Origin of the sequence: Janthinobacterium sp. 61 (genome assembly GCF_002846335.1) — a bacterium.
Lineage (GTDB): Bacteria > Pseudomonadota > Gammaproteobacteria > Burkholderiales > Burkholderiaceae_D > Janthinobacterium.
This window is the reverse complement of the sequence record NZ_PJMQ01000001.1, coordinates 5,500,312-5,525,742: the sequence shown is the minus strand read 5'-3', so window position 1 is coordinate 5,525,742 and position 25,431 is coordinate 5,500,312. Positions and strand designations below refer to the sequence as shown.

Here is a 25,431-nt window from a genome sequence, read left to right as displayed (position 1 = left end):
CTCGTTTTTTGCTGCTACGTGAACCGACCGCTACTCCACCGCCTTTGGGTTGGAATTGCTAAAGTAAAAATAAGCGGTAAAAAAGTGGCGAGCGAACATGCGAGTCATCCATAAGTGATGAACGACTATAAACCTAAATTGCAAGGGTTGGCAAGCATATTTGTCGGCAAAGCCGCATGCCGCCGCCGTTTTACACTGCAAAGTGCGTAAAAAAGTATAAAAAGTTGCGCGCTGTCGATACGCCTCGGCTGGCTGGCAACGCTGTGGCCGCCGTGGCGCACTCTCCACGCCAGCCCTTTTTTGACAGTGGCAAGCGACGCACTACTGATGCAGATCGAATGCCGCCCAGGCCACACGGCCAGGACTTCAGGGCGGCCCGCCCTTTCCGGCCTGACCTCCAGGAGCATCGCATGATTTACGCTACAACTGCCGCTCCATTTTCACCACCACTTTTAAGGCGCAGGTGTTTGGGGTTGGCCCCTGATTCAAGCCGTGCCGCCAACCGTGATGCCATCCAGGCGCAAGGTCGGCTGCCCTACGCCCACGGGCACGCTCTGCCCCTCCTTGCCGCACACGCCCACACCCGAGTCCAGGCGCATGTCGTTGCCGATCATGGAGACGCGGCTGAGTACGTCCGGACCATTGCCGATCAGGGTCGCCCCCTTGACCGGGTAGCTGAGCTTGCCGTTTTCGATCATGTACGCTTCGCTGGCCGAGAAGACGAACTTGCCGTTTGTAATATCGACCTGACCGCCGCCAAAGTTGACTGCATACAAGCCGTTCTTCACGGAAGCGAGGATTTCACCCGGGTCCCGGTCGCCGCCCAGCATATAAGTGTTCGTCATGCGCGGCATGGGCAGGTGGGCGAACGATTCGCGGCGCGCATTGCCCGTCACGGGCATCTTCATCAGGCGCGCATTCATGGTGTCCTGAATGTAGCCCTTCAGGATGCCATCCTCGATCAGGGTCGTGCACTGCGTCGGATTGCCCTCGTCGTCGATGTTCAGGGAGCCACGCCGGCCAGCCAGGGTGCCGTCATCGACCACGGTGACGCCCTTGGCGGCCACGCGTTCGCCGATGCGTCCGGAAAATGCGGACGAACCCTTGCGGTTAAAATCGCCTTCCAGGCCATGGCCGATGGCTTCATGCAACAGGATGCCGGGCCAGCCCGGTCCCAGCACGATGGTCATGGGACCGGCTGGCGCGGGGCGCGCTTCCAGGTTCACCAGTGCCGAATTGACAGCCTCGGCCGCGTATTGTTCCAACACGGCATCGCTGAAATAGTCATAGCTGAAACGCCCGCCGCCACCGGCCGAACCCGTTTCGCGGCGGCCATTCTGTTCCGCGATGACGGTGAGCGAGACGCGCACCAGCGGGCGGATATCGGCCGCCAGCACGCCGTCGCTGCGCAGCACCAGCACCACGTCGTATTCGCCCGCCAGGCCCGCCATTACCTGCACCACGCGAGGATCTTTCGCCCGTGCCATCTTTTCCACGCGCTCAAGCAATTGCACCTTGGCCGTGGCGTCCAGCGAGGCGAGCGGATCGTTGGGCAGGTACAAGGAACGTCCGCCCTGCGCCAGCATCTGGCCCGCGATCTTGACTCTGCCGGCACCCGCGCGTGCGATGGTGCGCGTGGCCGCCGCCGCTTCCAGCAAGGCCCGCTCGGAAATGTCGTCGGAATACGCAAAGGCCGTCTTGTCGCCGGACACGGCGCGCACGCCCACGCCCTGGTCGATGGAAAAACTGCCCGTCTTGACGATGCCCTCTTCCAGGCTCCAGCCTTCGCTCTTGGTCGACTGGAAATACAGGTCGGCATAGTCGACCTTGTGTGTAAACATCGTGCCCAGGGCCTTGAGCAGCTTGTCTTCGTCCAGGCCAAACGGCGTAAGCAGGAGTTCGCGCGCCACGGCCAGGCTGGACAGATTGGGTTCAAATGGGATCATGGCTATCTATTCTTTACATTTACATGGTGCGGTGGGCTAAAGCGGGCAAGGATTCGCGCACGCCGGCCAAAAACAGCAGGTCGATTTCGCCGCTCACCACGCCCTCGCCTTCGGGCAACACGGCTTTCACTTCTCCCCACGGGTCGATCAGCATGCTGTGGCCCCAGGTACGCCGGCCGTTCGGGTGCAAGCCACCCTGCGCCGAGGCCAGCACATAGCACTGGTTTTCGATGGCGCGCGCACGCAGCAGCACTTCCCAATGGGCGCTGCCCGTCGTATGGGTAAACGCGGCCGGCACGACAATCAGCGCGCAATCGCCCATGGCGCGGTACAGCTCGGGAAAGCGCAGGTCATAGCAGATGGACAGGCCGACGCGGCCGAACGGCGTCTCGATAGCGCGCACTTGCGCACCGGGCACGATGGTGCGCGATTCGTTATAGGACTCGGTGCCGCGCGTAAAACCGAACAGGTGGATCTTGTCGTAGCGGCCGGCCGGCACGCCTTGCGGGTCGTACACCAGCGTGGTATTCAAGACCTTGCCCTCCTCGCCGGAGATCAGTGGCAAGGTGCCGCCGATCAGCCAGATGCCATGCTGGCGCGCCATCTGCGCCATGCCATCCTGGATAGGGCCGCTGCCGGGCTGTTCCGCATGGGCCAGCTTGTCCGTTTCCTGCCGGCCCATGATGGCCCAGTATTCGGGCAGCACCACCAGCTGCGCGCCACCGGCGGCGGCCTGCGCCACCAGGCGCCGCGCCGTGGCCAGGTTGTCTTCCACGGACGGCGAGGAAATCATTTGTATTGCTGCGACTGTATGCATCATTGCCACCTCTTATCCATTCGAACGCCACGCTTATTTCGCCACAGCCTCCGCCGCTGCAGCGGCAGGAACAGCGACAGGCTCCAATTTACCACCGTCGAGCTTGGTCACGACGGGCGACTTCCACGGGCCGGCGATCTGCATATGGTAAGTGAGCGCCTTCATCACGGGCGCGCGCAGGAACAATTGCGCCAGGAAACTGCCCAGGCCGATGACGGGATTGACAGCCAGCGCATACACGAGCGGCCCCGTGCCCAGGTTAAATTCCGGGATCACCACCACGTGCAAATTCGTCGTTTCATTGGCGATGTCGGCCGTGCCATCCATCAGTACGGTGGCCGCCACGCCGTGCATCTTGAGGTTGTCGGTGGTCACCACACCCCGTTTGATGCTGGCGTTGGCCGTGATGCCGTCGAAGGCCAGGCCTTCGGAAAACACGTCGTGAAAATCGAGTTTCAGCAAACGGGGCAAGGCTTGCAGGCTGAGCACGCCCAACAGCTTGGCCGCGCCCGGATCCTGCTTGAGGAACTGGCCCGACTCCACATTCATCTCGATCTGCCCCGACAGGGTAGGAATGTCCAGCGAATACGGCAAGCCGTTCCAGGCGATGTCGCCGCTCAGGCGCCCCTTGCCGCGACGCACCGTGTCGGCAAAGCCGAAGCGGTCGAGCAACTTGCCCGCATCGACGATATCGAGGCCAAAACGCAGGCTGGTCGTGCTTTGCCCATCCTTGATGACCCATTTGCCATTGCCGCTCAGCGCGCCATCGGGATTCGACAATTGCAGTTTGCCCACGCGCCACTCGCGCCCGCCCGCCGCCATGGTGTTATAGGCCTGCAACTCCAGCCGGCCGATCTTCTTGTTGAACAGTTCAAATTGCTCGGCGATGATATCGAGCGAAGGGATCGACTGGGCGCCGCTCTTGCCTTCCAGCAAATTTTTCACATCGTTGGCGGCCGATTCCGGAATAATCAGCGAGGACAGGCGCGCCGTCATCTTGCCCAGGCCGGACGGTGTTTCCAGCCACGTCACATAACCCGACACTTGTTTCGCGTCAATATTGGCTTGCCACACATCCTTTTGATGCGTGGCGCCGACCACCACGTTTTCCAGCTTGCGCTCGCCCAGCATCAGTTCGCTGGCGCGCGCCGCCATCATGTCCGGCACCACGTATTGCGCGATATCGGGCGCGTCGTCGGCGCTGCCGCCCGCCTCGGCTGGCGCCGTGGCGCTGCCGGCGATTTCGCTGCCGACGGCGATCCAGCTATCCACATCCAGCGTTTTCATATTCACGTTGAGCATCATGCCGCTGTCCGGTTCCGGCGCCGGCACGTTCACGCCGATGCCGCCGCGCACCAGGCGCCAGGCATCCTTGCCCTGCTTCTGGCGCTGGTAGCGGGCAGCGATGCCAGACCCCAGCACGATGCGGATATCGTCCGTGCGCAGGCCTGCGCCGTTCGCCGCATTGCCCGTCAGGGTAAATTTCACGGGCAGACTATCGCCGGCCGGCTTTTTCAGGGGGGCGGGGAAATCCAGGCCCAGGCCCGCCAGCGGCGACTCGACATTGACCACCACCTGATGGTCGCGCGCCGTGATCAGGCCGCTGTAGCGCGCGCCGCCGTTCAAATGTTTCGCCAGGCGCTGCAGCACCGGTGCCGGATACGTCTTGCGCAAGCCATCGATGGTCATGTTGCCGGCGATTTTCACCTGGATGGAATTGTCCGCCTGCGTGCCACCCGAGATGGCCAGCGGCCCGCCCAGCAGGCTGCCGTTCAAGCCATTCAGGTTGACGCCCTTTTCGTTGAATTCGATCTTGCCCTGCGTGCCCAGCACGGGCGGCATGTCATGGAACAGCACCACGTCATTGCCCGCCAGTTGCAAGCTGCCCTGCACGGTCGACTCCAGCATGCGCTCGATCGGCAAGTGCAATTTGAGGGCCAGCCTGGCGTTGCCCGTCGCCGTCGTTTCATCCGTGAAATGTTCGATCCAGCCCAGCACGGGGCTGGCCGTCACATACTTGAGGAATTCCTGCATGGGACCGGCCGCGTTGCCGTCGATGTCGAGCAAGGTGTCGAATACGGTCAGGTCGGGAATCACGGCTTTGACGTTCGTCAAGGCCACGCCGCCCGTCATGGCCGTATCGCCGCGAATTTCCATGCGCGCCCGCTCGAAAATAAAGCTGCCCTTGATTTTTTCCGCCTGCGGCCACAGGGGCGCCTTGCCCGCCAGCGGTCCGTTTTCCGCAAATTCCCCGGGCGCATAATTCAGGATGCCATTCTCGATCTTGCCGGCAACACGGAAGTCGCCACGGCTGCGCTGGGCAGGCGTATCAGCCTTGAAGGGGAAGTGCTCAAGTTCGCCGCGCAGGCGCAGGCTGACATCGCGCGCCACGCCGCCTTCCAACGCACCCGTCAGCCAGTGGCGCAGGTGCTCGGGCGTTTGCAGTGGCAGATAACGGCCAATGGTGTTGATCTGGAAATTGTCGATCGTCCCCGTCAAATCGACCTGGCCCAGGTTCTTGCCGTCCAGCGGCATGCGGTGCGTGCCTTGCAGGGCGACGCGCAAGCCTTGCTGATTGAAGTCGAGCTTGTCCAGCCCGACTTGCAGCATATTCTCCGCTTCAAAGGTCCAGCGCGCCTGCATGGCGAATTGTTCGAACGGCAAGGCCGGCTCGCTCAGGTAGGTGGGAAATTGCAGCACCAGGTCTTGGGCGTCGATGCTGATGCTGCCGCCCTTGTCATTGGCGTCAATGCTGCCGCTCAGGTGGTCGAAGCCTGGAACGGCTGGCGCGGCCGCCTGTGCAGGGCTGCTCGCCGTCTTCGCCACGGCCAGGCGCGCCGGCTGCGCATTCAAGCCCAGGTCGATGAGCTTGCCGCGCAGGCGGTAGCTGGCGGGCGTGGCCATGTCGCCTTCCCATTGCGCTGAAAAATCCTGCAACCGTCCGCGCGGCGCCAGAGCGTCGAGGCGCTGGCGCTGCTGCTCGCCCAGCGGCAGCTTGTCGGCCAACGCGGCCAGGGTTTGCAAATCGAGGGACTTGGCCGTGATTTCCGTGCGCGCCGGCTTGCGTTTGGTGGCGGCAACAAAGCGTTCGGACAAGGTCGTGGGCGGCAAGCTGAGGCCATCGCGCGTTTCCACTGCGAAATTCGTCAACTCCACCTGGTGTCCATTCGCGCCAAAGGTTGGCTTGCCGTCCGGCACTTGCGCCGACAGCTCTTCCTTTGCCGAAATGCGCCCGCTGACGGACAGCAAATCGAGCGGGGCGATATGCTCGCCCAGTTGCGCCTGCACATCCGTCAAACCCACATCGGCCGTGAAGCCGGCCAGGCGCGCGTGATCCAGGCTCAGCCAGGCGCGCAGGGCGCCCTTGCCCTGGCTCAATTCAAACGGATAGTCGAGATAGCTGCGCCAGGCGGCCAGGTCGGCGTTTTTCAGGTCGGCGTACAACTCGCCCTTCCACATGGACACATCCGAGATGCGCGTGCTGAAAGGGGGATGCGTGAAGTGAGCGCGCACATCGATAGGCGCGGCCAGGCTGGCGGGCGGCGTGGCCTGCAAGCCCAGCCGGTGGCTGCGCCAGCGGTTGCGCAGCAACAAGTTGACCTGGCTTAAAGCCAGCTCCGGCGTACCGCGCGCTTCATCCGTCCAGCGCACCTTGCCGTCGTGAATGATGATCTCATGCTGCGACAGCAGCCAGTCGGCGCCCTTGCCATCGCTGCCCTGGGTGCTGTCGAGCAGCACGCCGGCCACATACAGTTTGCCATCCGTGCTGCGCCGCACATCGAGGTCGGGCCGCGTGATTTCCAGGGTCTCGAAACGCACGGAACCGAGCACGCTCCACCACGACACGGTGGCCGAGACACTTGGCAGGCTCAGCGCCTGACGGCCTGCCTGGTCGCGCAGGCTCACGTCGCCCAGGAAAAGATTCGGCCGCACGCCATGCCACGAGGCATAAATACGCGCGATGCTGACAGGGTTGCCCAGCGCGCGGCTGGCCGCCCGCTCGATATCACCCTTGTAGTAATCGATATTCGGCAGGATGGCGTAGCGCAGGAATAAAAACAGCACGGCGAAGGCGAAATACGCGAGCAGCACCAGTTTGATGGTAAAACCCAACACATGGTGGGTGGCCAGGTTGGCCATGCGATAGGCGGCACGCAGCCTCTGCCAGCGCAGGGCCAATGGCACATGTTCTGTCACGCTTGCTTCTGGCGGTTTTTGCATCAATAAGCTAATAAACTGGCCCGGCGTCAAATAATGGCAAAAATCGTCTGCATTCGTGGTGCGCGCCTGCATCCTTGCGCTTGCTTCTGAGCAAAGCCTCCCTTACCATCGTCCGGAAGAGCACGCCCTGCCGGCGGCATTCGCGCCAGCGGCACAATTTTACCGCATCCCCCGCCGTTCGCAGCCAAGTTAAACAAGAACCATGCACGCAGCATTCACGAGACCCTTACCAACACCATGAGCACACAGCCTTTGATCTCCGCCTCCCGTTTCTACCAGCGCTGGCTGGGCGCCGCCCCCGAGCGCGCCGCGCAAGTAGCGCAACTGGTGCGCGCGCCGCTCGACGGGCTCGATTTTTCCACCGCGCTGCTTGAGCAGGCGAACGCCGCCACGCCCCCGCTGCCGGCCGAGCGCGCCATGCGCCGCCTGCGCAACCTGCTCGTCTGCGGCCTGATCGAGCGCGATCTGGGCGGCCAGGCGGACTTGAACGAGGTCGTCACGGCCATGACGGGCTTTGCCGATTTCGCCATCCGCACGCATGTGGACGCCATCATGGCCGAGATGGTGGCCCTGCACGGCATGCCCGTCGGCGAGGAATCGGGCGAGGAACAGGCCTTGATGGTGCTGGCGATGGGCAAGCAGGGCGGCGGCGAGCTGAACGTCTCGTCGGATATCGACCTGATCTTTGTCTATCCGGAAGATGGCGATACAGTCGCCACTCAGCCGGGCCAGCGCAGCCTGTCCAATCATGAGTTTTTCATTCGCATGGGCAAGAAACTGATCGCCGCCCTGGCCGAGATCACGCAAGACGGCTTTACTTTCCGCGTGGACATGGCCTTGCGCCCGAACGGCAACTCGGGCCCGCTGGCCGCCAGCCTGGGCATGGTGGAGCAATACCTGATCGTGCAGGGCCGCGAATGGGAGCGCTATGCCTGGGTCAAGGCACGCGCCGTGACGGGCAAGCCGGAAGACATTGCCTCGCTCGACGCCATCGTGCGGCCCTTCGTCTTCCGCCGCTACCTCGATTTTGGCGTCATCGATGCCATCCGCACCATGCACGGCCAGATCCGCGCCGAGGTCAACCGCCAGGAGCGGCTGCACCCGGACCGCAGCAACAACGTCAAGCTGGGCCGCGGCGGCATCCGCGAAATCGAATTCCTCGCGCAAGTGTTTCAATTGATACGTGGTGGCCGCGATGCGGAGCTGCGCGAACGTTCCACGCGCGCCACCTTGCGCACGGTGGCGGACAAGGGCTTGCTGGAACCGGCCATCGTGGAACAGTTGCTGGGTTCCTACACTTTCCTGCGCAACCTCGAACACCGCTTGCAATACCTGGACGATGCGCAAACCCACACCCTGCCCGCCAACGAGGCCGACCGCCTCACCGTGGCGCAGATGATGGGCTTGCCCGACACGCCCACCCTGCTGGCCCAGCTGGAAGCGCACCGCGTGTTTGTCGCAGGACAATTCGACGAGATGTTCAGCGACAAGAGCAGCGGCACGCCGCCGGCCGACACGGGCATCGACCCGCAAACGTCGAACGACTGCGCCGCCTCGGACCAGCAGGAAGCCATCGAGGCGCGCTTTGCCGCACTGGGCTTCCATGAGCCCGCCGCCTGCGCACGGCGTTTGCTGGCCACGTGGCAGGCGCCGCGTTTGCAATCGTTGCCCGAGGCGAGCCGCACGCGCCTCGTCGCCCTCGTCAATTCCGCCCTGCCCCTGATCACCGATTGCTCTGTTTCCAATGGTAACGCCAGCCAGCTGGCCACCCTGGGCCGGCTGCTCGACTTTTTGGAAGCCATCGCGCGCCGCTCTGCCTACCTGTCATTGTTAACCGAGTATCCACACACACTGGAACGCGTGGTGCGCATGGTGTGCGCCAGCGGCTGGGCCGCCACCTTCCTCACGCAGCACCCCATTCTGCTCGACGAATTATTGGATGAACGCATCCGCAACACGGTGCCCGACCCGGCCGCGCTGGCGCTGGACCTGCAGCGCCAGCTCGACGACGCGCCAGGCGACACGGAGCGGCAGATGGATATCCTGCGCGAAACCCACCACGCGCAGCTGTTCCAGTGCCTGGCGCAAGACCTGGCGGGCGACCTGAGCGTGGAAAAGCTGGCCGACTACCTGTCGCAGCTGGCCGACATCATCGTCGCCGCCACCGTGCAAGCCGTCTGGCAGACCTTGCCCACACGCCACCGCGAAGTGCCGAAGTTCGCCGTCATCGCATATGGCAAACTGGGCGGCAAGGAACTCGGTTATGTCTCCGACCTGGACGTCATCTTCCTGTTCGACGACGACGACCAGGAAGCGCCCGGCCTGTACGCCAAGCTGGCGCAGCGTTTCATTACCTGGATGACCTCGCACACCTCGGCCGGCATCCTGTTCGATATCGACATCGCCCTGCGCCCCGATGGCGCCTCGGGCATGCTCGTTTCCAGCGTGCAGGCGTTCGAGCGCTACCAGGGCAGCGCGGCCTGGGTGTGGGAACACCAGGCGCTCACGCGCGCGCGCTTTTGCGCTGGCGATGTCGCCATCGGCAAGCACTTCGAACGCATCCGCGACACGATCTTGCGCAAGGAACGCCCGGAAAACGGCCCGCTCAAGGCCGAAGTGGTGGCCATGCGCAAGAAAATGCTGGATGCCCACCCGTCCCGCCCCGGCAGCTTTGATCTGAAACAAGATTCGGGCGGCATGATCGACATCGAGTTCATGGTGCAATACCTGGTGCTGCAGCATGCGGCGCAGTATCCGCAGCTGACGGCCAACTCGGGCAATATCGCCCTGCTGCGCCTGTGCGGCGAACTGGGGTTGATCGACGCGCAGCTGGCCGCCCTGGTCGCCGACGCCTACCGCGCGCTGCGCAAGCTGCAGCACCAGTTGCGCCTGCAGGGACAAGACCTGGCCCGGGTGGAACCGGAAAGAGTCCGCGTGCATGCGGATAACGTGATGCGCCTGTGGCACACGATCTTTCCCGCAACGATTGCATAAGCCCGGCGGCGGCGTATGATACGTACAGGCAATTCCACTTCCGAGTAGTGCCGTACAACAGGCCACGCCGGGGTTGCTATCATCCAGGAGACAGCGTATGAAGACTAGTGTAAAAACGGGCATCCACGCCCTCGTTGCCAGTTTCATCATCTGCGCCATGCCGGCAGCGGCATGGGCTGCCCCCAAGGGCAGCGCGGACGAAGCCATCGCCATGACCAAGCGCGCCGTGGCAATGATCAAGGCCGATGGCAAGGAAAAGGCCTTTGCTGCCATTGCCGATCCCGCCAACACCAGCTTCCATGACCGCGACCTGTATATTTATGTGTACGACATGAATGGCGTCACCCTGGCGCACGGCAACAATCCCAAGATGGTCGGCAAAAACCTGATCGACCTGAAGGACAATGAAGGCAAGACCGTCATCAAGTCGCTGATCGCCACGGCCAGCACGCCGGCAGGACGCGGCTGGGTAGACTTCAAGTGGCCCAATCCGCTGACCAAGGTGGTCGAGCAGAAATCCGGCTACATCGAACGGGTCGACAATATGATCGTCGGTTCCGGCATCTATAAATAAGCCACGGCAAGAGGAAACCGCATCCGCATGCCGCTCCATTACCTGTCCCGCCTGAGCGGATCGGCGCGCGATACGCAAGCCAATCTGCAGCTGGGCTGCGTGCTGGCGCTGGTGGCCGGCGCCGTGAATGCGGGCGGCTTTCTCGCCATCGGCGGCTATACCTCGCACATGACGGGCATCGTCTCGGGCATGGCCGATGACTTGGCGCTGGGCAATATCACGCTGGCCCTGGCCGCGCTGGGCGCATGGCTGGCCTTCGTCAGCGGTGCGGCCGTGACGGCCATCATGGTGAACTGGGGCAAGCGGCGCCGGCTGCACAGCCAGTTTGCCGCCAGCCTGCTGCTGGAAGCGGCCTTGCTGCTGCTGTTCGGCCTGGCGGGTAACTACCTGGCGGCCATGCCCGACATACTGGGCCCCGTCACCATCTTGCTGCTGTGCTTTGTCATGGGTTTGCAAAACGCCATCATCACCAAGATTTCCGGCGCCGTCATCCGCACCACCCACGTGACGGGCCTGTCCACCGACATCGGCATCGAACTGGGCAAGATGGCGTATTACAACCGGCGCCACCTGCCGGACCGGATGGTCAAGGTCAACCGCGGCAAACTGAGAACGCACAGCCTGCTGATCGCCTGCTTCTTCATCGGCGGCGTCAGCGGAGCCTTGGCCTTCAAGCACATCGGCTTTCCGGCCGCCACCATCCTGCTCGCCGGCGTACTGACCCTGCTGTCCGGCGTGCCCGTGCTGCGCGACTTGCGCGTGCTGTGGCGCTTCTACCGGCGCCGCCTGCATGCGCAACGTTGATAAAAATATTTTTCTTTAAGGCAATATCAATCTGACTTTAATGCTAATATTTTTCTGCGCCTGGCCGGTTCACCATGCCTGCCGTAGCGGCCTTTTGATTCGACACCCTACCGTTGTCCAATTGTGAAAGCGAGAAAAATGATTTCCATTAAAAAAGCCCTGTTTGTCTTTTCCATCGCCGTCGGCGCCGCAGCTTCGTTCTCCAGCACGGCCGCCGTGCGCGCGTGGATTCCGTCGGAAAACTGCGACTACATCCTCAACATGTGCTACCAGGGCGTCGAGGCGTCGTGCGAGCAGTGGCGCAACCAGTGCGAACCCAAGGAATAGGCTGGCAACAGACGAAAAAAAAACGCCCCGAAGGGCGTTTTTTCTTTGCGGTCAAAAAATTACTTGGCCGACATCAGTGCGACGGTGGTGTCGAGCATGCGGTTCGAGAAACCCCACTCGTTGTCGTACCACGACGATACTTTCACCAAACGGCCCGATACCTTGGTCAGGGTCGAATCGAAGTTCGACGAAGCCGGATTGTGGTTGAAGTCGATCGACACCAGCGGTTCCGTCTGGTACGTCAGGATGCCTTCCAGGGCGCCTTCCGACGCGGCTTTCATCAGCGCGTTGACTTCTTCCACGGTGGTGTCGCGCTTGGCGATGAAGGTCAGGTCGACCAGCGAAACGTTGATGGTCGGCACGCGGATGGCAAAGCCGTCCAGCTTGCCATTCAGCTCAGGCAGGACCAGGCCAACGGCGGCAGCAGCGCCCGTCTTGGTCGGGATCATGCTCATGGTGGCCGAACGGGCGCGACGCAGGTCTTCATGCATCACGTCGGACAGCACCTGGTCGTTGGTGTAGGCGTGCACGGTGGTCATCAGGCCCGTTTCGATGCCGATGGCGTCGTTGAGTGGCTTGACCAGCGGTGCCAGGCAGTTGGTGGTGCACGAAGCGTTCGAGATGACGGTGTCGGTCGATTTCAGCACTTGGTGGTTGACGCCGAAAACAACGGTAGCGTCCACGTCCTTGCCGCCTGGTGCGGAGATGATGACCTTTTTCGCGCCACCCTTCAGGTGAGCCGATGCTTTTTCTTTGGTGGTGAAGAAGCCCGTGCATTCCAGCACGACGTCCACGCCCAGCTCGCCCCATGGGATTTCAGCCGGGTTGCGCTGTGCGAATACGCGGATCGGATCGCCATTGACGATCATGTTGTCGCCCTCGACGGTGACCGTGCCCGGGAACTTGCCGTGCGCGGTGTCGTAGCGGGTCAGGTGGGCGTTCGATTTGGCATCGCCCAGGTCGTTGATGGCAACGATCTGGATATCCTGTTTCTTGCCGCCTTCGTAGAAAGCGCGCAACACATTACGGCCGATGCGGCCGTAGCCATTGATTGCAACTTTGATCGTCATACTCTGCTCCTGATTAAAAAAGAAGGTACATGCACGGCCCCGGCGAGAACATCGCCAGGACCGTTAAAAATCAATATCAGCCAGCGATAACGGCTTTCACCTTGGCAACGACGTTCTCGACCGTGAAGCCGAAATGCTTGAACAGCACGCCGGCAGGCGCCGATTCGCCGAACGTGTCGATACCCACCACGGCGCCTTCCAGGCCCACGTATTTGTACCAGAAGCTGGTCACGCCAGCCTCGATGGCCACGCGCGGCACGCCCTTGGTCAGCACGCTGGCCTTGTAGGCGGCGTCCTGGCGGTCATACACGTCGGTCGACGGCATCGACACCACGCGCACAGCGATGCCTTCGGCTGCCAGCGCGCTGGCGGCGGCAACAGCCAGTTCCACTTCGGAACCGGTGGCGATCAGGATCGCCTTGGCGTCCGCCACGTCGTTCAGCACATAGCCGCCGCGGAAGATGTTGTCGATCTGTTCCGCGCTACGCTCCTGGTACGGCAAGTTCTGGCGCGAGAAGATCAGGGTCGACGGGCCATCCTTGCGGCGCACGGCGGCGCCCCAGGCAGCAGCCGATTCGACGGTGTCGCATGGACGCCAGTTGTCCAGGTTCGGGATCAGACGCATCGACGAGACGTGCTCGACCGATTGGTGCGTCGGGCCGTCTTCGCCCAGGCCGATCGAATCGTGGGTGAACACGAAGATCGAACGCAGCTTCATCAGGGCAGCCATGCGCAGGGCATTGCGGCTGTAGTCGGAGAACGTCAGGAAGGTGGCGCCGAACGGGATGTAGCCGCCGTGCAGGGTGATACCGTTCATGATGGCGCTCATGCCGAATTCGCGCACGCCGTAGTTGATATGGTTGCCTGGCTGGCCCGAACGCACGGCCACGCATTCTTTCCAGTTGGTCAGGTTCGAACCGGTCAGGTCGGCCGAGCCGCCCAAAAATTCCGGCAAGGACGAGGCCAGTGCCTGGATGGCGTTCTGGCTGGCCTTGCGGGTGGCGATGTTTTCTTTCTTCTCGACGCAGGAAGCGATGGCGGCGCTCAGGGCCGCTTCGAATGCCTGCGGCAACTCGCCCTGCATGCGGCGGGTCAGTTCAGCGGCTTGCTGCGGGAATTCGCGGCTGTAGGCGCCAAAGCGCTCGTTCCAGTCCGCTTCCTGCAGGGCGCCTTGTTTCTTCGCATCCCAGGCGGCGTACACGTCGGCCGGCATCTCGAACGGTGCGGCATCCCAGCCGATGTATTCGCGCACGGCAGCAATTTCCTTGTCGCCCAGCGCGGCGCCGTGGACCTTGTCGCCACCTTGCAGGTTTGGCGAACCCTTGCCGATGATGGTCTTGCAGCAGATCAAGGTTGGCTTCGATGCGGTCTTGGCGGCGGCGATGGCGGCAGCCACGGCGGCAACGTCATGACCGTCGACAGCGCGGATGACGTTCCAGCCGTACGCTTCGAAGCGGGCCGGGGTGTCGTCCGTAAACCAGCCTTCGACTTTGCCGTCGATGGAAATGCCGTTGTCGTCGTACAGGGCGATCAGCTTGTTCAAGCCCAGGGTGCCGGCCAGCGCGCACACTTCGTGCGAAATACCTTCCATCAGGCAACCGTCGCCGACGAAGGCGTAGGTGTAGTGATTGACGATGTCGTGGCCAGGCTTGTTGAATTCAGCGGCCAGCAATTGCTCCGACAGGGCCATGCCGACGGCGTTGGCGATACCCTGGCCCAGCGGGCCGGTGGTCGTTTCCACGCCGGGCGTGACATCGACTTCCGGGTGGCCCGGGGTTTTCGAATGCATCTGGCGGAAGGCCTTGATGTCATCCATCGACAGCTCGTAACCCGTCAGGTGCAGCAGCGCGTAGTGCAGCATCGAGCCGTGGCCATTCGACAGGAGGAAACGGTCGCGGTTCTGCCATTTTGGATTCGCTGGATTGTGGCGATAGTGACCACTCCACAGGGCAACTGCGATCTCGGCCATGCCCATTGGCATGCCTGGATGGCCGGAGTTGGCCTTTTGTACAGCGTCCATTGCCAGTGCGCGGATCGCATTGGCCATTTTGGTAGTCGGGAGCGTAGTTGTCATGATGGTGTGGGTCAGTCGCGAGTTTGGGATTCGTTTGCAACAGCGCGGGCAGGGAAGCCGGCTGCTTTCTGTAGTCAACTATTTTACCAGACTGGGGGGCTGCAAATTAGAATTGCGGCGTACTGGCCCGCCAAATGGCTATACTTTGACGTCTTTCCACCCCACTTACCCCCCGTTGAGGATTTGCATGCCGCGTTTTTTCTGCCCCCAGCCACTCGTCGCCGGTGCCACCGTTTCCCTGCCGGAGGCTGTCGCCCACCATATCCAGGTCGTGCGCCTGGTGCCGGGCGACCTCATCACCCTGTTCAATGGCGAAGGCGGCGAAGTGCAAGCCAGCCTGGTGGCGGTCGCCAAGCGCAGCGTGACGGCTGAAATACAGACGCACATGGCGCGCGAAGCGGAGCTGCCGTATGCCGTGACCCTGGCGCAAGCGCTGCCGGAAGCATCCAAAATGGACTGGATCATCGAAAAAGCCATTGAACTGGGCGCAGCCGGCATCGTGCCGCTGTCGGCGCAGCGGTGCGTCGTGCGCCTGTCCGCCGAACGGGCCGAGAAAAAACTCGCGCATTGGCAAGGCATCATCGTCTCCGCCTCGGAACAATGCGGGCGCAACCGCCTGGCCCAGCTGGCACCGCTGCAAGACTTCAACAGCTGGATTCGCCAGCAAGATTTACCGAATCATAACAATACGCGCATCATCTTGACGCCGCGCGCGGAGCAGTCGCTGGCCGACTGGGCCCGTCACCAGCCGCCGCAAGCGATCACGGTGATGGTGGGGCCGGAAGGCGGCTTTACCGAGGCGGAAGAAAAAGCCGCCATCGCGGCTGGCGCCATCGGCCTGGCTATGGGGCCGCGCATCCTGCGCACGGAAACGGCGGGATTGACGGCGCTGGCGACGCTGAGTGCACTGTGGGGCGGGATGTAAATGGCATAAGCGAAAAAAAGCGCAGCGCGGTTTCCCGCACTGCGCCAGAAGTGCCGCATACCATGTAAGCGGCACCAGGTCATCAGGCAGCCCGTTCTGGCGCTGCCCTTCTTTTCCTATTAGAACGTGTATTCGGCACCCAGTTTCAGGGTACGTGGACGCAGCGTGTAGCCGTCACGCACATTGATTGGACGCTGTTCATCGAAGACGTTGTTGATATTCGCCAGCAAACGCAGGTTTTTGAAGCCCGTGTATGCAAAGTTCAGATCGGTGCGCACATCGCTACCCACGCGGCATGGCAGGTTATCGCCTTTCAATGCAGCGCGGCAACCGGCTTCATTCCAGGTATCCTGATCCGTCTCGTCGTTGTTCAATGCCGTTCCCGACGTGTAGTTGACGCGCACGCCAGCCGTGACCGGACCTTTGCGCCATGCCGTGCTGAATACCGACACGACACGCGGGGTGCCACGCAAGCCGACGGTGTTTGGACGGTATTGGTTGGCGTCGATGTCCCAGTAACGCAGCTTCAGGTTGACCGTGGTCGCCAGACCCATCGTCACGGTACCATACTCGCCAGCCGAAAAGCGGCCGTTCACATCGATGTCCACGCCCTGCGTCTCGGTCTTGCCGAAGTTTTCATAGCCCAGGAACAGCGATTGAATGGTACCAGTACCCCAGGCGAGGTTCGCGCCTGGCGACAGTTCGTTGGCACGTGCTGCCAGACGGCGATCGGTGTCGCTGATCGGATTGCGCGCCAGTTTTTCCGCATAGCCAGGCACATCTTCACGGGCCAGCACGTACGCTACGTCGCGCGTGGCGATCTCGTCCCGGCGTTCGATCTTGAAGTAATCGACAGCGACGCTGACGTTCTTGATCGGTTCTGCCACAAAGCCCAAGGTCAGACTGCGCGAGGTTTCCGGTTTCAAGGTCGAGCTCGACGAAATCATGACCGGAACCGAAGTCAGGCAACCCGAGTTATAGGCCGTAGACGAATCGGAAACGTCGCTGGCAGTGCCCTTTTTCAGGATATCGCGGATTGCGGTTGCGGTTGCGCAACGTTTTGGATCAAGCTGGCTGTTGTAAAAACCGGTCACGCCCACTTTACCCAGCGATTCCGGGATATTCGGAGCGCGGAATCCACCGGCTAACGTACCGCGCAACATCAGCTTCGGCGTTACCGTCCAGCGCGCAGCAAATTTAGGCGACACGTGGGCCGAAAAGCCTGGCGCCTTGTCCAGACGCAGCGCGCCGTTCAACTCCAGGCCTTTCAATACGGGCGCGTTCAGCTCCAGAAATGCGGCGCTCAGATTGCGCTGGCCATCGATCCACAGGGAACCTGTATTGATGATCTCGGCATTCATCACGGCATCGACCGACTTGATGTACATCTTTTCTTGACGCAACTCGGCGCCAAAAGCAAATGCCAATTGACCGCCAGGCAGGGGCATCAGGTCGCCAGACAGCTTGGCATCGATGAAGTTGGTCGACAGGTGGGAATCGGTACCTGCGACTGGGAACATGCGGTTCAACAACTCATCACTGTTGCCACCACCTAACTTGTACTCGCCGCTGACAATCGCGGCAGGCAGGCGGTCACGGTGGGCGCCACGGCTGCGCAGGGTACCCTCGCCGCCGGTACGCCCGATGGTGGCTTCCCAGTCATAGGCGCCGATCGTGCCTTCCAGGCCGGCCATGACACGGTACTGCGTCGCTTTTGCCGGCGAAGTCCAATCCATGTTGGAATCCATGAAGCGATAATCGAGGCCAACCGGGAAGTTATACGGATTGTAGGCGGAATTGGCCGGCAATTTAGGTTTCTGCACGGTTTGCGATTTCTTCACATTACCGTCGAACCAGGTCCATGGCGAACCGGCAGCCATGCCGAATGGCAGCGGCGAGTAATTGGTGCGGGTTTCCGAATACGACACTTCCGCGAAACCGCGCGTGGTGTCGCTGAGCTTGAAGTGCAAGGCGCTGTACAGATTGACGCGTTCGGCGCCATCCGACGACGGGTTAATGCCGTTCAAGTCGCTCACACACAGGCCGGCAGCATTGAAAGTGCTACAGCCTTTGACTGCTTGACGCACCTTGCGGCCGCTTTCGTTCAAGTTGCCCGGGAACGAAGTCAGGCTAGGATCGCCGAAGGCGGTGGAAACATATTTTTTGTGCCACTCAGGATACTCGCGCAGCACCTTGCTGAGCTTGTAGCCTTCACGCTTGTAACCTTCGACGTTGAAGAACACGTTGTAGCGGTCTTTTTCCAGATCGCCGTAACCAGCCAACAGGCCAACCGTCGTTTGCTTGCCGATGTTAGGGTCGATGCCCTGCTGATAGTTGGCGCTGGTGCTGACGCCCTGGAAGCTCTTGCGGGTGATGATGTTGATCACGCCAGCCAGGGCATCGGAACCGTAGATCGCGGAAGCGCCGTCCTTGAGCACCTCGACGCGGTCGATCACGTCGGCCGGAATGGAATCGAGGTTGACGAAGGTATCTTTGGCGCCATTGGCGAACGGATAATTGGAAACGCGGCGGCCATTGACCAGCACCAGGGTGGCGCCGGTGCCCAGGCCACGCATCGATGCGCCGGACGCACCGCGTGCAAAGCTGGTGGAGTTGCCGTCATCCTTGATCGCGCCCGTGTCGAACGAGGTCAGCGTATCGAGAATCTGGCGCACGGTATTGGCGCCAGTCGCCTTGATTTCATCACGGCGCATTACGGTCACCGGCGAGGCGGTTTCGCTATCCATGCGCTTGATGTTCGAACCAGTCACTTCAACACGTTGCATGACCGGCTCTGCGGTACCTGCTGTATTTTGTGCGTGGGCGGAGGCAGCAATGGCGCTCAAAGCAAAAAACACCGCCTTACTGATAGGGCTTAATTTTGGTTTACTCAGCATCATGTATTAGCAATCTCAACTTGTAATTTTTAATGAACACCAGGCAACTGGATCACAGTGGCTCATGTGGCACTTTTTATGTATCAAAATTTTTGACACAAGTAAGTATCTGTAACAGAAAAAATATTGTCAATTAACATTGTCGAATCCTAAAGGGATTGCAGAAAAAACTGTCAAATACTCTTTTTCTGTTGTTTTTTTACATTTAAATTGAGCAATGTTTTCATTTCACTCAACTATTTATCTTGCTCCGGGCGGCAAAACTGGCCTGCCGCGGCACCGCCATGCCGACCGTCTTCCAGCATGGCGGCCACGGCTATCTCTCGAATGAAAACGTCATGAAAACAGCTTGTTCTGGGTAGCGCCTTACACATCAAAATTTCCCAACCAAGCCTAACAAAATACAAATAAATTGATAAAGTCAATATTTTTGTTGGATAACACGGTAACTATCGAAATGGAATACTGTACTCACCCGTTTCGCCGTCAAATATCAAGACGTCCAGAATGAATTGTTAAATCGGCTGCCGCTCAAACGCGGGCGACGCCAGATACAGGAGGCACGGCGCGGCCGCTTTCCGGCAATCCTGCCGAACTGAGGGCCGGAAGATTACCCTGCATGCTGGTGAGATCGCCGATGGAGAAAAATTTGGGTAAAGAAGCGGCCTGACTTCTCAGTCATCCCCGCCTGTTCGGCTCACCATATAGAGACCGTGCATGCCAGTGTCTGCTGAAGTAGCGGCCATCAGAGCCTGCGTCATACCGAGATGCCTTGTACGACTGGACGCGCCTGCATGATCTACACAGGCACGCCATCCTGACGCCGCAGAAGGAACAGTCGCTGGCCAACTGGGCCCGTTACCAGCCGCCGCAAGCGCTCACCGTGATGGTGGGGCCGGAAGGCGGCTTTACCGAGACGAAAGAAAAAGGCGCCATCGCAGCTGGCGCCATCGGCCTGGCTATGGGGCCGCGCATCCTGCGCACGGAAACTGCGGGATTGACGGCGCTGGCGACGCTGAGCGCCTTGCGGGGGGGCGTGTCGAGACAAAAAAAACCCGCCAGGCGAACCTGGCGGGTTGTATTCAGACTATCAGCCAACGCGCCTTGCGGCGCGCCCGATTAGAAAGCCTGGTTGTAACGCACGTAGACGAAACGATCGATAGGCGCATTAGGATCAACCGAGCTGCCCGACGAATTGCCGCTGTAGGTGATGCGTGGAGCCTTGTCGAAAACATTGTTGGCGCCGACCAGGATCTGGCCTTTCCATGGCGTTTTGTAACCAACGCTCAAGTCGGTGTACGTAACCGAACCCATTTTGTTGTAACGGCCAAAGCTTGCATCGCCATCTGGATTGCTGCACTCTTCCGTAGGCGAGTAGCACTTGCCCTTCACACCGCTCGCATAACGCGAGGTAACCGCGGCGCTCCAGTTGCCCATGCTCCAGTCAACCGTCAAATTCGTCTTGAAGCGATTGTAGTTGTACTCACCGTTGTATTCTTGCCATTCAGATTCATCCGAGCTCTTGCTCTTGAACGACTTGACCCAGGTCGAGTCCGAACGAATGTTGAATTGGCCGTACGCGGTGCGTGGCAGACGATAGCCCAGACCGATGTCGACGCCTTCAGTCGACAATTCGCCCAGGTTGGCATTGCCGCGAGCCAAGCTGATCACGTTACCAGCGAGATCGCGCTTGATGACCGCGCAATACGACGACACATTTTTCAGGTAGCACTGTTCCAGCACGAAATCGGCGTCAACTGCCGTGATACGGTTCTTGACGCTGACTTTGAACCAGTCCAGCGAAGCGTTCAGGCCAGGAATGAACGATGGGTTGTAGACGAAGCCCAAGGTCTTAGTCTTGGCGATTTCCGGTTTCAGCGCGGCGTTACCAGCACCTGCCTGGAATGCCACGTTCGACTGATTGCCACCTGCATCGACTGGGTTGCCCGACTGATCAACTTGACGGTAACCGGCTGGCGCACCACCTGCAAGGCAGTTCGCTGCCACGGTTGGATTGTTACGCTGGCCATTGACGCTGTCGCAGATGTCCATGTATTCATCGAACGACTGCGTGCCGCCACCAAACGTGTCGCCCAGCGATGGAGCGCGGAAGCCCTCGGCCCAGGTACCACGTGCCAGGAAGTCGTCCACCGGTTTCCACATGAAACTGACTTTGCTATTGGTGGTGCTGCCAAAGTTGCTGTAGTCGGAGTAGCGCGATGCCACGTTCAAGGACAGCAATTTTGCAAACGGCTTGTCTTTCAATACTGGAATGTTTGCTTCCAGATACGCTTCCTTGACCGAGTAGTTACCATAGGTAGCATTACCGGCCAGGTCGGACGAGTAACCCGATTGCTCAAACTGGCCAGGCTGGTCAAAGCCACGCACGGAACGGTGCTCCAGGCCACCTGCGATGCCGACTGCGCCAGCTGGCAGGGAGAACAGTTCACCGGCCATGTCAGCGGTCGCGCTGTTGATCGTGCTGCCATAGGTCGATTGACCGGTGGCCATCACGTAGTCCAGCGCCTGCTTGTTCGAAGCGGACGGGCCGCCCAGGACATTGAACGGCACGCAGGCACCCAAGGCAATCGGGTTCTCTGCCGTACCGCACTGCACGACGCCGCTGGCATTCTTGAACGATGGGCCGAGGGCCTTTTTCAGGTTCAGCAAGTTGAGGTTGCCCGTGCCCTTGATGTTGCCCGCAACGGAGTTGTGGTTGTAACCTGCGCTCCAGTTCCACGGCAAACCGCGCAATGTGAAATCGCCTTCCAGCACTGCATCAATATGCAGGGTCTGGCTACGGTTTTCTGTTATGCGTGGACGCTCTACAGTACGGCGGTTGAAGTACAGATCCTGGCCATTGCCCGCGCCAGCGACGGAACTGCCGTACGGGTTGAAATAGCTGTCTTTGTCGATGTACACAGGGAACGCTTCTTGCGTAGCCGACTGCAGCGGGTAGCCGCCATTTTGCGTGCTCGAAGTACGCTCGGAATACATTGCCGTCGTCTTCAGGCGCAGGTCCTTCGGCAAGGCGATTTCACCTTTGGTGATGATGGTCGTCAGGGCCGTCGGCGCCTGGAACATCATGTCATTGGTGGTGCTGTATTTGTCGTCGTTGATGCTGGCGCTGGCAGGGTGGTAGTTGGCCGGATTACGCGAATCGGCACCCACGCCGTCACCATACTTGCCGCCAGTGTGATTGAGGACCATTTGATCGCCCCAGTCGCCATCTGCATTCTTCAAACGGATCGCGCCCCACGGGCCGCCACCCAAACCGGCATCTGGATGGCCAGGACCACGGCTGTATTTGGTGATTTCACGATCACGGGCCCAGACGGCACGCTGTTCGCTGTGGCTGATGCCGAAAATCATGGATGCTTTTTCATCGCCAGCGCCGTACGTCAGCGAGTAGTCCTCGGATTTGCCGTCGCCGCCTTCGTTGATACCCTTGTAGAGGCTGACAGCGCCACCGGTCATGCGGGTTTTCAGGATGATGTTGATCACGCCTGCGATAGCATCCGAGCCGTAGATCGCCGACGCGCCATCTTTCAGAATTTCGATGCGCTCGATCATCGCCGTAGGCACGGTCGACAGATCGGTATAACCATTGACGGACTGCGTCCAACGCTTGCCGTCGACCAGCACCAGCAGGCGCTCAGGGCCGAGGTTGCGCAAGTCGATGTATTGACCGCCCATTTCCAGGTTCGACGTCAGGGTCGAGCCCTTGCTGAAACCGGTAGGAGGAGCCGACGACGTCATTTGATTCAAGACGTCGCCAACCGTGACCAGGCCAGTAGCCTGAATCTGCTGTGCGGAAATCTTCGAGACCGGTTGTGCCGTTTCCAGGTCGACCTGGCGAATACGTGAGCCGGTAATTTCGACGCGCTGAGGAGCTTCGGCTTCAGCTTGCGCTTGGGCAAATGCGGTAAGTGCGTTCAATGCCATCGCTACTGCTACTGCAATCTTGGTGCGTTGATGCATAAGTTCTCCGATTTTAATAATACCTACTGATCTAGTCAGGCTCTGGTAAACATAAAATTATGTTTAATGTCTTTCCTCCGTGCCGTCGGCAGTGTCTCCAACCGTTTATCGCTTTATGAGCGAACCAGCAACGTTACTATGACAGTCCGCCATGAAAACACTTCAATAGCTGCACTGTCAATAATAGCAAAAAATACATTCAACAAAGAAACAACACTTTTTTTTGCGCTTCTGCCTGAATTCCCAGCCAAAACAATCGCAGCAATACCGATTAAAAATCGCAATTGCACCAATGCAGTGCAGTAGCTACACAACCGTGTTCGATGCGCCACTTTTTGGTGCATCCAGACCAAAAAATAAAATGGACGGGATTGCCTGGCGCCGTAAGAAACAACAGCCAACGCAGGCAAAAATCCTCGCTTTCCCTATCACAGGGCCCTGCATGATGCACCAATGTGTTACAGCATGCAGAGGCAGTCCCGCAGCCATCCTGCCTGGCATGCGGCTGCCAAAAACCCGGTCTGTTGGCGCCAGGAAAAAAACGGTACGTTGGAAAAATACAACAAAATAAACTAAAGCTATCAAAACTCCATTTTTTGTACTACATTACTAATCGGTTTGAAACAAAATAACGTGTACCCAGCATAGGAACGTTAATATATCGACTGCGTTTATTTCATGCATATTGAATTAATTATTCAATACAATAGTTTGCGTCTTTTATTATGCGCAAATATATATTGGCTCACCGAAACAAATTAAATCGCATTCGATTCAATATCCCCCTGCCGCCCCCCTCATTTCTGGCTTGCTTCCAATATTCAGCAGGCGCATTTCAGCAGGCGCATTTCCATTCCAATTAGCGCGGCTAGCAATAATATTCTCCTGCCTTGATTGTTATTCGCCTCGATAACTTGTTTCCTGTTGCGCCACATTTAGCGTCGTGTCACAAAGCGCTGGAACGGGTATCCTATTTTTCGAGCAGCGCCAGCGATACGGGATCATTCGCAACGGTCCGCGCCTTGCCATCGCAGCACAGGACGGCCGGCCCCGCCGCATCAACGGTTGCGCAGCAGGTAAAATAGCGTCCTGATGGCAGCGCACGCGCCGTCTCACAGACTCTCCGCTAGATACGGAGCCCAGCAATTTTTAAGACTACACATCATGTTGCGACTCAACGAAGTAAAACTCCCCCTCGAACACGACGAAGCAGCCCTGCCTGCCGCCATCCTGGCGCGTCTGGGCATCGCCGCCGCCGATTTGCTCGGCTTTACCGTCTTCAAGCGCAGCTACGACGCGCGCAAGCGCAGCGCCGTGGTGTTGATTTACTCGCTGCATGTTGACGTCAAGAATGAAGCGGCCGTGCTGGCGCGCCTTCAGCACGATGTGCACCTGATGCCAGCACCCGACACCGACTACAAATTCGTCGCCGGCGGCGAACAGCTGGCCGGCCACACCAATGAACCGCGTCCCATCGTCATCGGCACGGGCCCTTGCGGCCTGTTCGTGGCGCTGATCCTGGCACAGATGGGTTTGCGCCCCCTCATCCTGGAACGGGGCAAGCAAGTGCGCGAACGCACGGTCGACACCTTCGGCTTCTGGCGCAAGCGCGAACTGAACCCGGAATCGAATGTGCAGTTCGGCGAAGGCGGCGCCGGCACCTTTTCGGACGGCAAGCTGTACAGCCAGATCAAGGACCCCAAGCACTACGGCCGCAAGGTATTGACGGAATTCGTCAAGGCCGGTGCGCCCGAGGAAATCATGTATGTGAGCAAGCCGCACATCGGCACTTTCCGCCTGGTCAAGATGGTGGAAGAAATGCGCGCCAATATCGAGCAGCTGGGCGGCGAATACCGTTTCAGCAGCAAAGTGGTCGATCTCGACATCGTGCCAGGTGCCGACGGCGGCCAGGTGCGCGGCGTGGTGCTGGACAATGGCGAGACCATCGCCAGCAACCACGTGGTGCTGGCCATCGGCCACAGCGCGCGCGACACTTTCGAAATGCTGCACCGCCGCGGCGTGTACATCGAAGCGAAACCGTTTTCGATCGGCTTCCGCGTGGAACACCCGCAATCATTGATCGACAGCTGCCGCTTCGGCCCCAGCGCCGGCCACCCTATCCTGGGTGCGGCTGACTACAAGCTGGTGCACCACGCCAGCAATGGCCGCTCCGTCTACAGCTTCTGCATGTGCCCGGGCGGCACGGTGGTGGCCGCCGCCTCCGAACCGGGCCGCCTGGTGACGAACGGCATGAGCCAGTACTCGCGCAACGAGCGCAACGCCAACAGCGCCATCGTCGTCGGCATCACGCCAGCTGACTATCCGGGCGACCCGCTGGCCGGCATCGCCCTGCAGCGCGACCTGGAAGAGCGCGCGTTTGCCCTGGGCGGCAGCAACTACGATGCCCCTGGCCAGCTGGTGGGCGACTTCGTCGCCGGTCGCGCCTCGACGGAATTTGGCAGCGTGGTGCCCTCGTACAAGCCGGCCGTGCACCTGACGGACCTGGCGCCGTCGCTGCCCGAATACGCCATCACGGCCCTGCGCGAAGCGTTTCCTGCATTCAACAAGCAGATCAAGGGCTATTACAAGGCCGACGCCGTGCTGACGGGCGTGGAAACGCGCACCTCTTCACCGATCCGCATCAAGCGCCGCGACGACAACCTGCAAAGCCTGAACACACGGGGCCTGTTCCCCGCCGGCGAAGGCGCCGGCTATGCGGGCGGCATCCTGTCGGCGGCCGTTGACGGCATCAAGGTGGCCGAAGCGGTGGCGCTGTCGATGGCGGCGCGCGACTAGACAGG

At 60.3% G+C, this 25,431-nt stretch carries 14 protein-coding genes; 7 read left to right on the top strand and 7 right to left on the bottom strand.

Annotated elements, in window-relative coordinates; genetic code table 11:
• Nucleotides 1–485 precede the first annotated feature (485 nt).
• Genes tldD through CLU92_RS25050 form a run of 3 tightly spaced genes read right to left on the bottom strand, consistent with a single transcriptional unit; the run spans nucleotide 486 to nucleotide 6,960 of the window.
• A complete protein-coding gene (tldD, locus tag CLU92_RS25060; protein WP_101484070.1) occupies nucleotides 486–1,946 on the bottom strand; it encodes a metalloprotease TldD in 1,461 nt (486 codons plus the stop codon).
• Nucleotides 1,947–1,965: 19 nt separating this feature from the next.
• Nucleotides 1,966–2,766, bottom strand: a complete 801-nt coding sequence (locus CLU92_RS25055; protein ID WP_101484069.1) for a carbon-nitrogen hydrolase family protein — start codon at nucleotides 2,764–2,766, stop codon at nucleotides 1,966–1,968.
• Between the two features lie 30 nt (nucleotides 2,767–2,796).
• Complete coding sequence (locus CLU92_RS25050) at nucleotides 2,797–6,960, bottom strand: YhdP family protein (RefSeq protein ID WP_306821376.1); 4,164 nt, start codon at nucleotides 6,958–6,960, stop codon at nucleotides 2,797–2,799.
• Nucleotides 6,961–7,221: 261 nt separating this feature from the next.
• On the opposite strand from CLU92_RS25050, the gene glnE reads away from it, so the two are divergent.
• The 4 genes from glnE to CLU92_RS25030 all read left to right on the top strand — a co-directional run bounded on the left by glnE (nucleotide 7,222) and on the right by CLU92_RS25030 (nucleotide 11,683).
• On the top strand, nucleotides 7,222–9,978 hold the full coding sequence (glnE, locus tag CLU92_RS25045) for a bifunctional [glutamate--ammonia ligase]-adenylyl-L-tyrosine phosphorylase/[glutamate--ammonia-ligase] adenylyltransferase (protein WP_101484068.1): 2,757 nt from the start codon (nucleotides 7,222–7,224) through the stop codon (nucleotides 9,976–9,978).
• Between the two features lie 97 nt (nucleotides 9,979–10,075).
• Nucleotides 10,076–10,552 (top strand): cache domain-containing protein, encoded by a 477-nt coding sequence (locus CLU92_RS25040; RefSeq protein ID WP_101484067.1) that lies wholly within the window; start codon nucleotides 10,076–10,078, stop codon nucleotides 10,550–10,552.
• A gap of 27 nt (nucleotides 10,553–10,579) precedes the next feature.
• Nucleotides 10,580–11,356, top strand: a complete 777-nt coding sequence (locus tag CLU92_RS25035; RefSeq protein ID WP_101484066.1) for a YoaK family protein — start codon at nucleotides 10,580–10,582, stop codon at nucleotides 11,354–11,356.
• A gap of 138 nt (nucleotides 11,357–11,494) precedes the next feature.
• Nucleotides 11,495–11,683: a hypothetical protein gene (locus CLU92_RS25030; protein ID WP_101484065.1), complete on the top strand. Its 189-nt coding sequence runs from the start codon at nucleotides 11,495–11,497 to the stop codon at nucleotides 11,681–11,683.
• A 59-nt stretch (nucleotides 11,684–11,742) separates the two neighbouring features.
• On the opposite strand, the gene gap is transcribed toward CLU92_RS25030, so the two are convergent.
• Nucleotides 11,743–12,753 (bottom strand): type I glyceraldehyde-3-phosphate dehydrogenase, encoded by a 1,011-nt coding sequence (gap, locus tag CLU92_RS25025; RefSeq protein WP_101484064.1) that lies wholly within the window; start codon nucleotides 12,751–12,753, stop codon nucleotides 11,743–11,745.
• 76 nt (nucleotides 12,754–12,829) lie between these two features.
• The gene (gene tkt, locus CLU92_RS25020) at nucleotides 12,830–14,827 is read right to left on the bottom strand and encodes a transketolase (protein WP_101484063.1); all 1,998 of its coding nucleotides are present in this window, start codon (nucleotides 14,825–14,827) and stop codon (nucleotides 12,830–12,832) included.
• 187 nt (nucleotides 14,828–15,014) lie between these two features.
• Here tkt and CLU92_RS25015 point away from each other — a divergent pair, with 187 nt between their 5' ends.
• A complete protein-coding gene (locus CLU92_RS25015; RefSeq protein WP_101484062.1) occupies nucleotides 15,015–15,752 on the top strand; it encodes a 16S rRNA (uracil(1498)-N(3))-methyltransferase in 738 nt (245 codons plus the stop codon).
• Nucleotides 15,753–15,871: 119 nt separating this feature from the next.
• Here CLU92_RS25015 and CLU92_RS25010 read toward each other — a convergent pair whose 3' ends face one another.
• Entirely contained in the window at nucleotides 15,872–18,538 is a 2,667-nt protein-coding gene (locus tag CLU92_RS25010; RefSeq protein ID WP_180338579.1) for a TonB-dependent receptor domain-containing protein, read from the bottom strand.
• Between the two features lie 883 nt (nucleotides 18,539–19,421).
• Here CLU92_RS25010 and CLU92_RS25005 point away from each other — a divergent pair.
• Nucleotides 19,422–19,772, top strand: coding sequence for an RsmE family RNA methyltransferase (locus tag CLU92_RS25005; RefSeq protein ID WP_257561774.1), 351 nt, complete (start codon nucleotides 19,422–19,424; stop codon nucleotides 19,770–19,772).
• On the opposite strand, the gene CLU92_RS25000 is transcribed toward CLU92_RS25005, so the two are convergent.
• Nucleotides 19,769–22,630 carry a TonB-dependent receptor domain-containing protein gene (locus CLU92_RS25000; RefSeq protein ID WP_101484060.1) on the bottom strand — a complete coding sequence of 954 codons (2,862 nt, stop codon included), beginning with the start codon at nucleotides 22,628–22,630 and terminating at the stop codon, nucleotides 19,769–19,771. The genes CLU92_RS25005 and CLU92_RS25000 overlap by 4 nt on opposite strands.
• 1,164 nt (nucleotides 22,631–23,794) lie before the next feature.
• Here CLU92_RS25000 and CLU92_RS24995 point away from each other — a divergent pair.
• Nucleotides 23,795–25,426, top strand: a complete 1,632-nt coding sequence (locus CLU92_RS24995; RefSeq protein ID WP_101484059.1) for an NAD(P)/FAD-dependent oxidoreductase — start codon at nucleotides 23,795–23,797, stop codon at nucleotides 25,424–25,426.
• The last annotated feature ends 5 nt before the right edge of the window (nucleotides 25,427–25,431 follow it).

Excerpts from the sequence above, each read along its gene's own strand:
- CLU92_RS25000 (WP_101484060.1), bottom strand. The coding sequence starts at position 22,630 with ATGCATCAACGCACCAAGATTGCAGTAGCAGTAGCGATGGCATTGAAC.
- CLU92_RS25040 (WP_101484067.1), top strand. The coding sequence starts at position 10,076 with ATGAAGACTAGTGTAAAAACGGGCATCCACGCCCTCGTTGCCAGTTTC.
- tldD (WP_101484070.1), bottom strand. The coding sequence starts at position 1,946 with ATGATCCCATTTGAACCCAATCTGTCCAGCCTGGCCGTGGCGCGCGAA.
- CLU92_RS25035 (WP_101484066.1), top strand. The coding sequence starts at position 10,580 with ATGCCGCTCCATTACCTGTCCCGCCTGAGCGGATCGGCGCGCGATACG.
- tkt (WP_101484063.1), bottom strand. The coding sequence starts at position 14,827 with ATGACAACTACGCTCCCGACTACCAAAATGGCCAATGCGATCCGCGCA.
- glnE (WP_101484068.1), top strand. The coding sequence starts at position 7,222 with ATGAGCACACAGCCTTTGATCTCCGCCTCCCGTTTCTACCAGCGCTGG.
- CLU92_RS25055 (WP_101484069.1), bottom strand. The coding sequence starts at position 2,766 with ATGATGCATACAGTCGCAGCAATACAAATGATTTCCTCGCCGTCCGTG.
- gap (WP_101484064.1), bottom strand. The coding sequence starts at position 12,753 with ATGACGATCAAAGTTGCAATCAATGGCTACGGCCGCATCGGCCGTAAT.
- CLU92_RS25030 (WP_101484065.1), top strand. The coding sequence starts at position 11,495 with ATGATTTCCATTAAAAAAGCCCTGTTTGTCTTTTCCATCGCCGTCGGC.
- CLU92_RS24995 (WP_101484059.1), top strand. The coding sequence starts at position 23,795 with ATGTTGCGACTCAACGAAGTAAAACTCCCCCTCGAACACGACGAAGCA.
- CLU92_RS25010 (WP_180338579.1), bottom strand. The coding sequence starts at position 18,538 with ATGCAACGTGTTGAAGTGACTGGTTCGAACATCAAGCGCATGGATAGC.
- CLU92_RS25015 (WP_101484062.1), top strand. The coding sequence starts at position 15,015 with ATGCCGCGTTTTTTCTGCCCCCAGCCACTCGTCGCCGGTGCCACCGTT.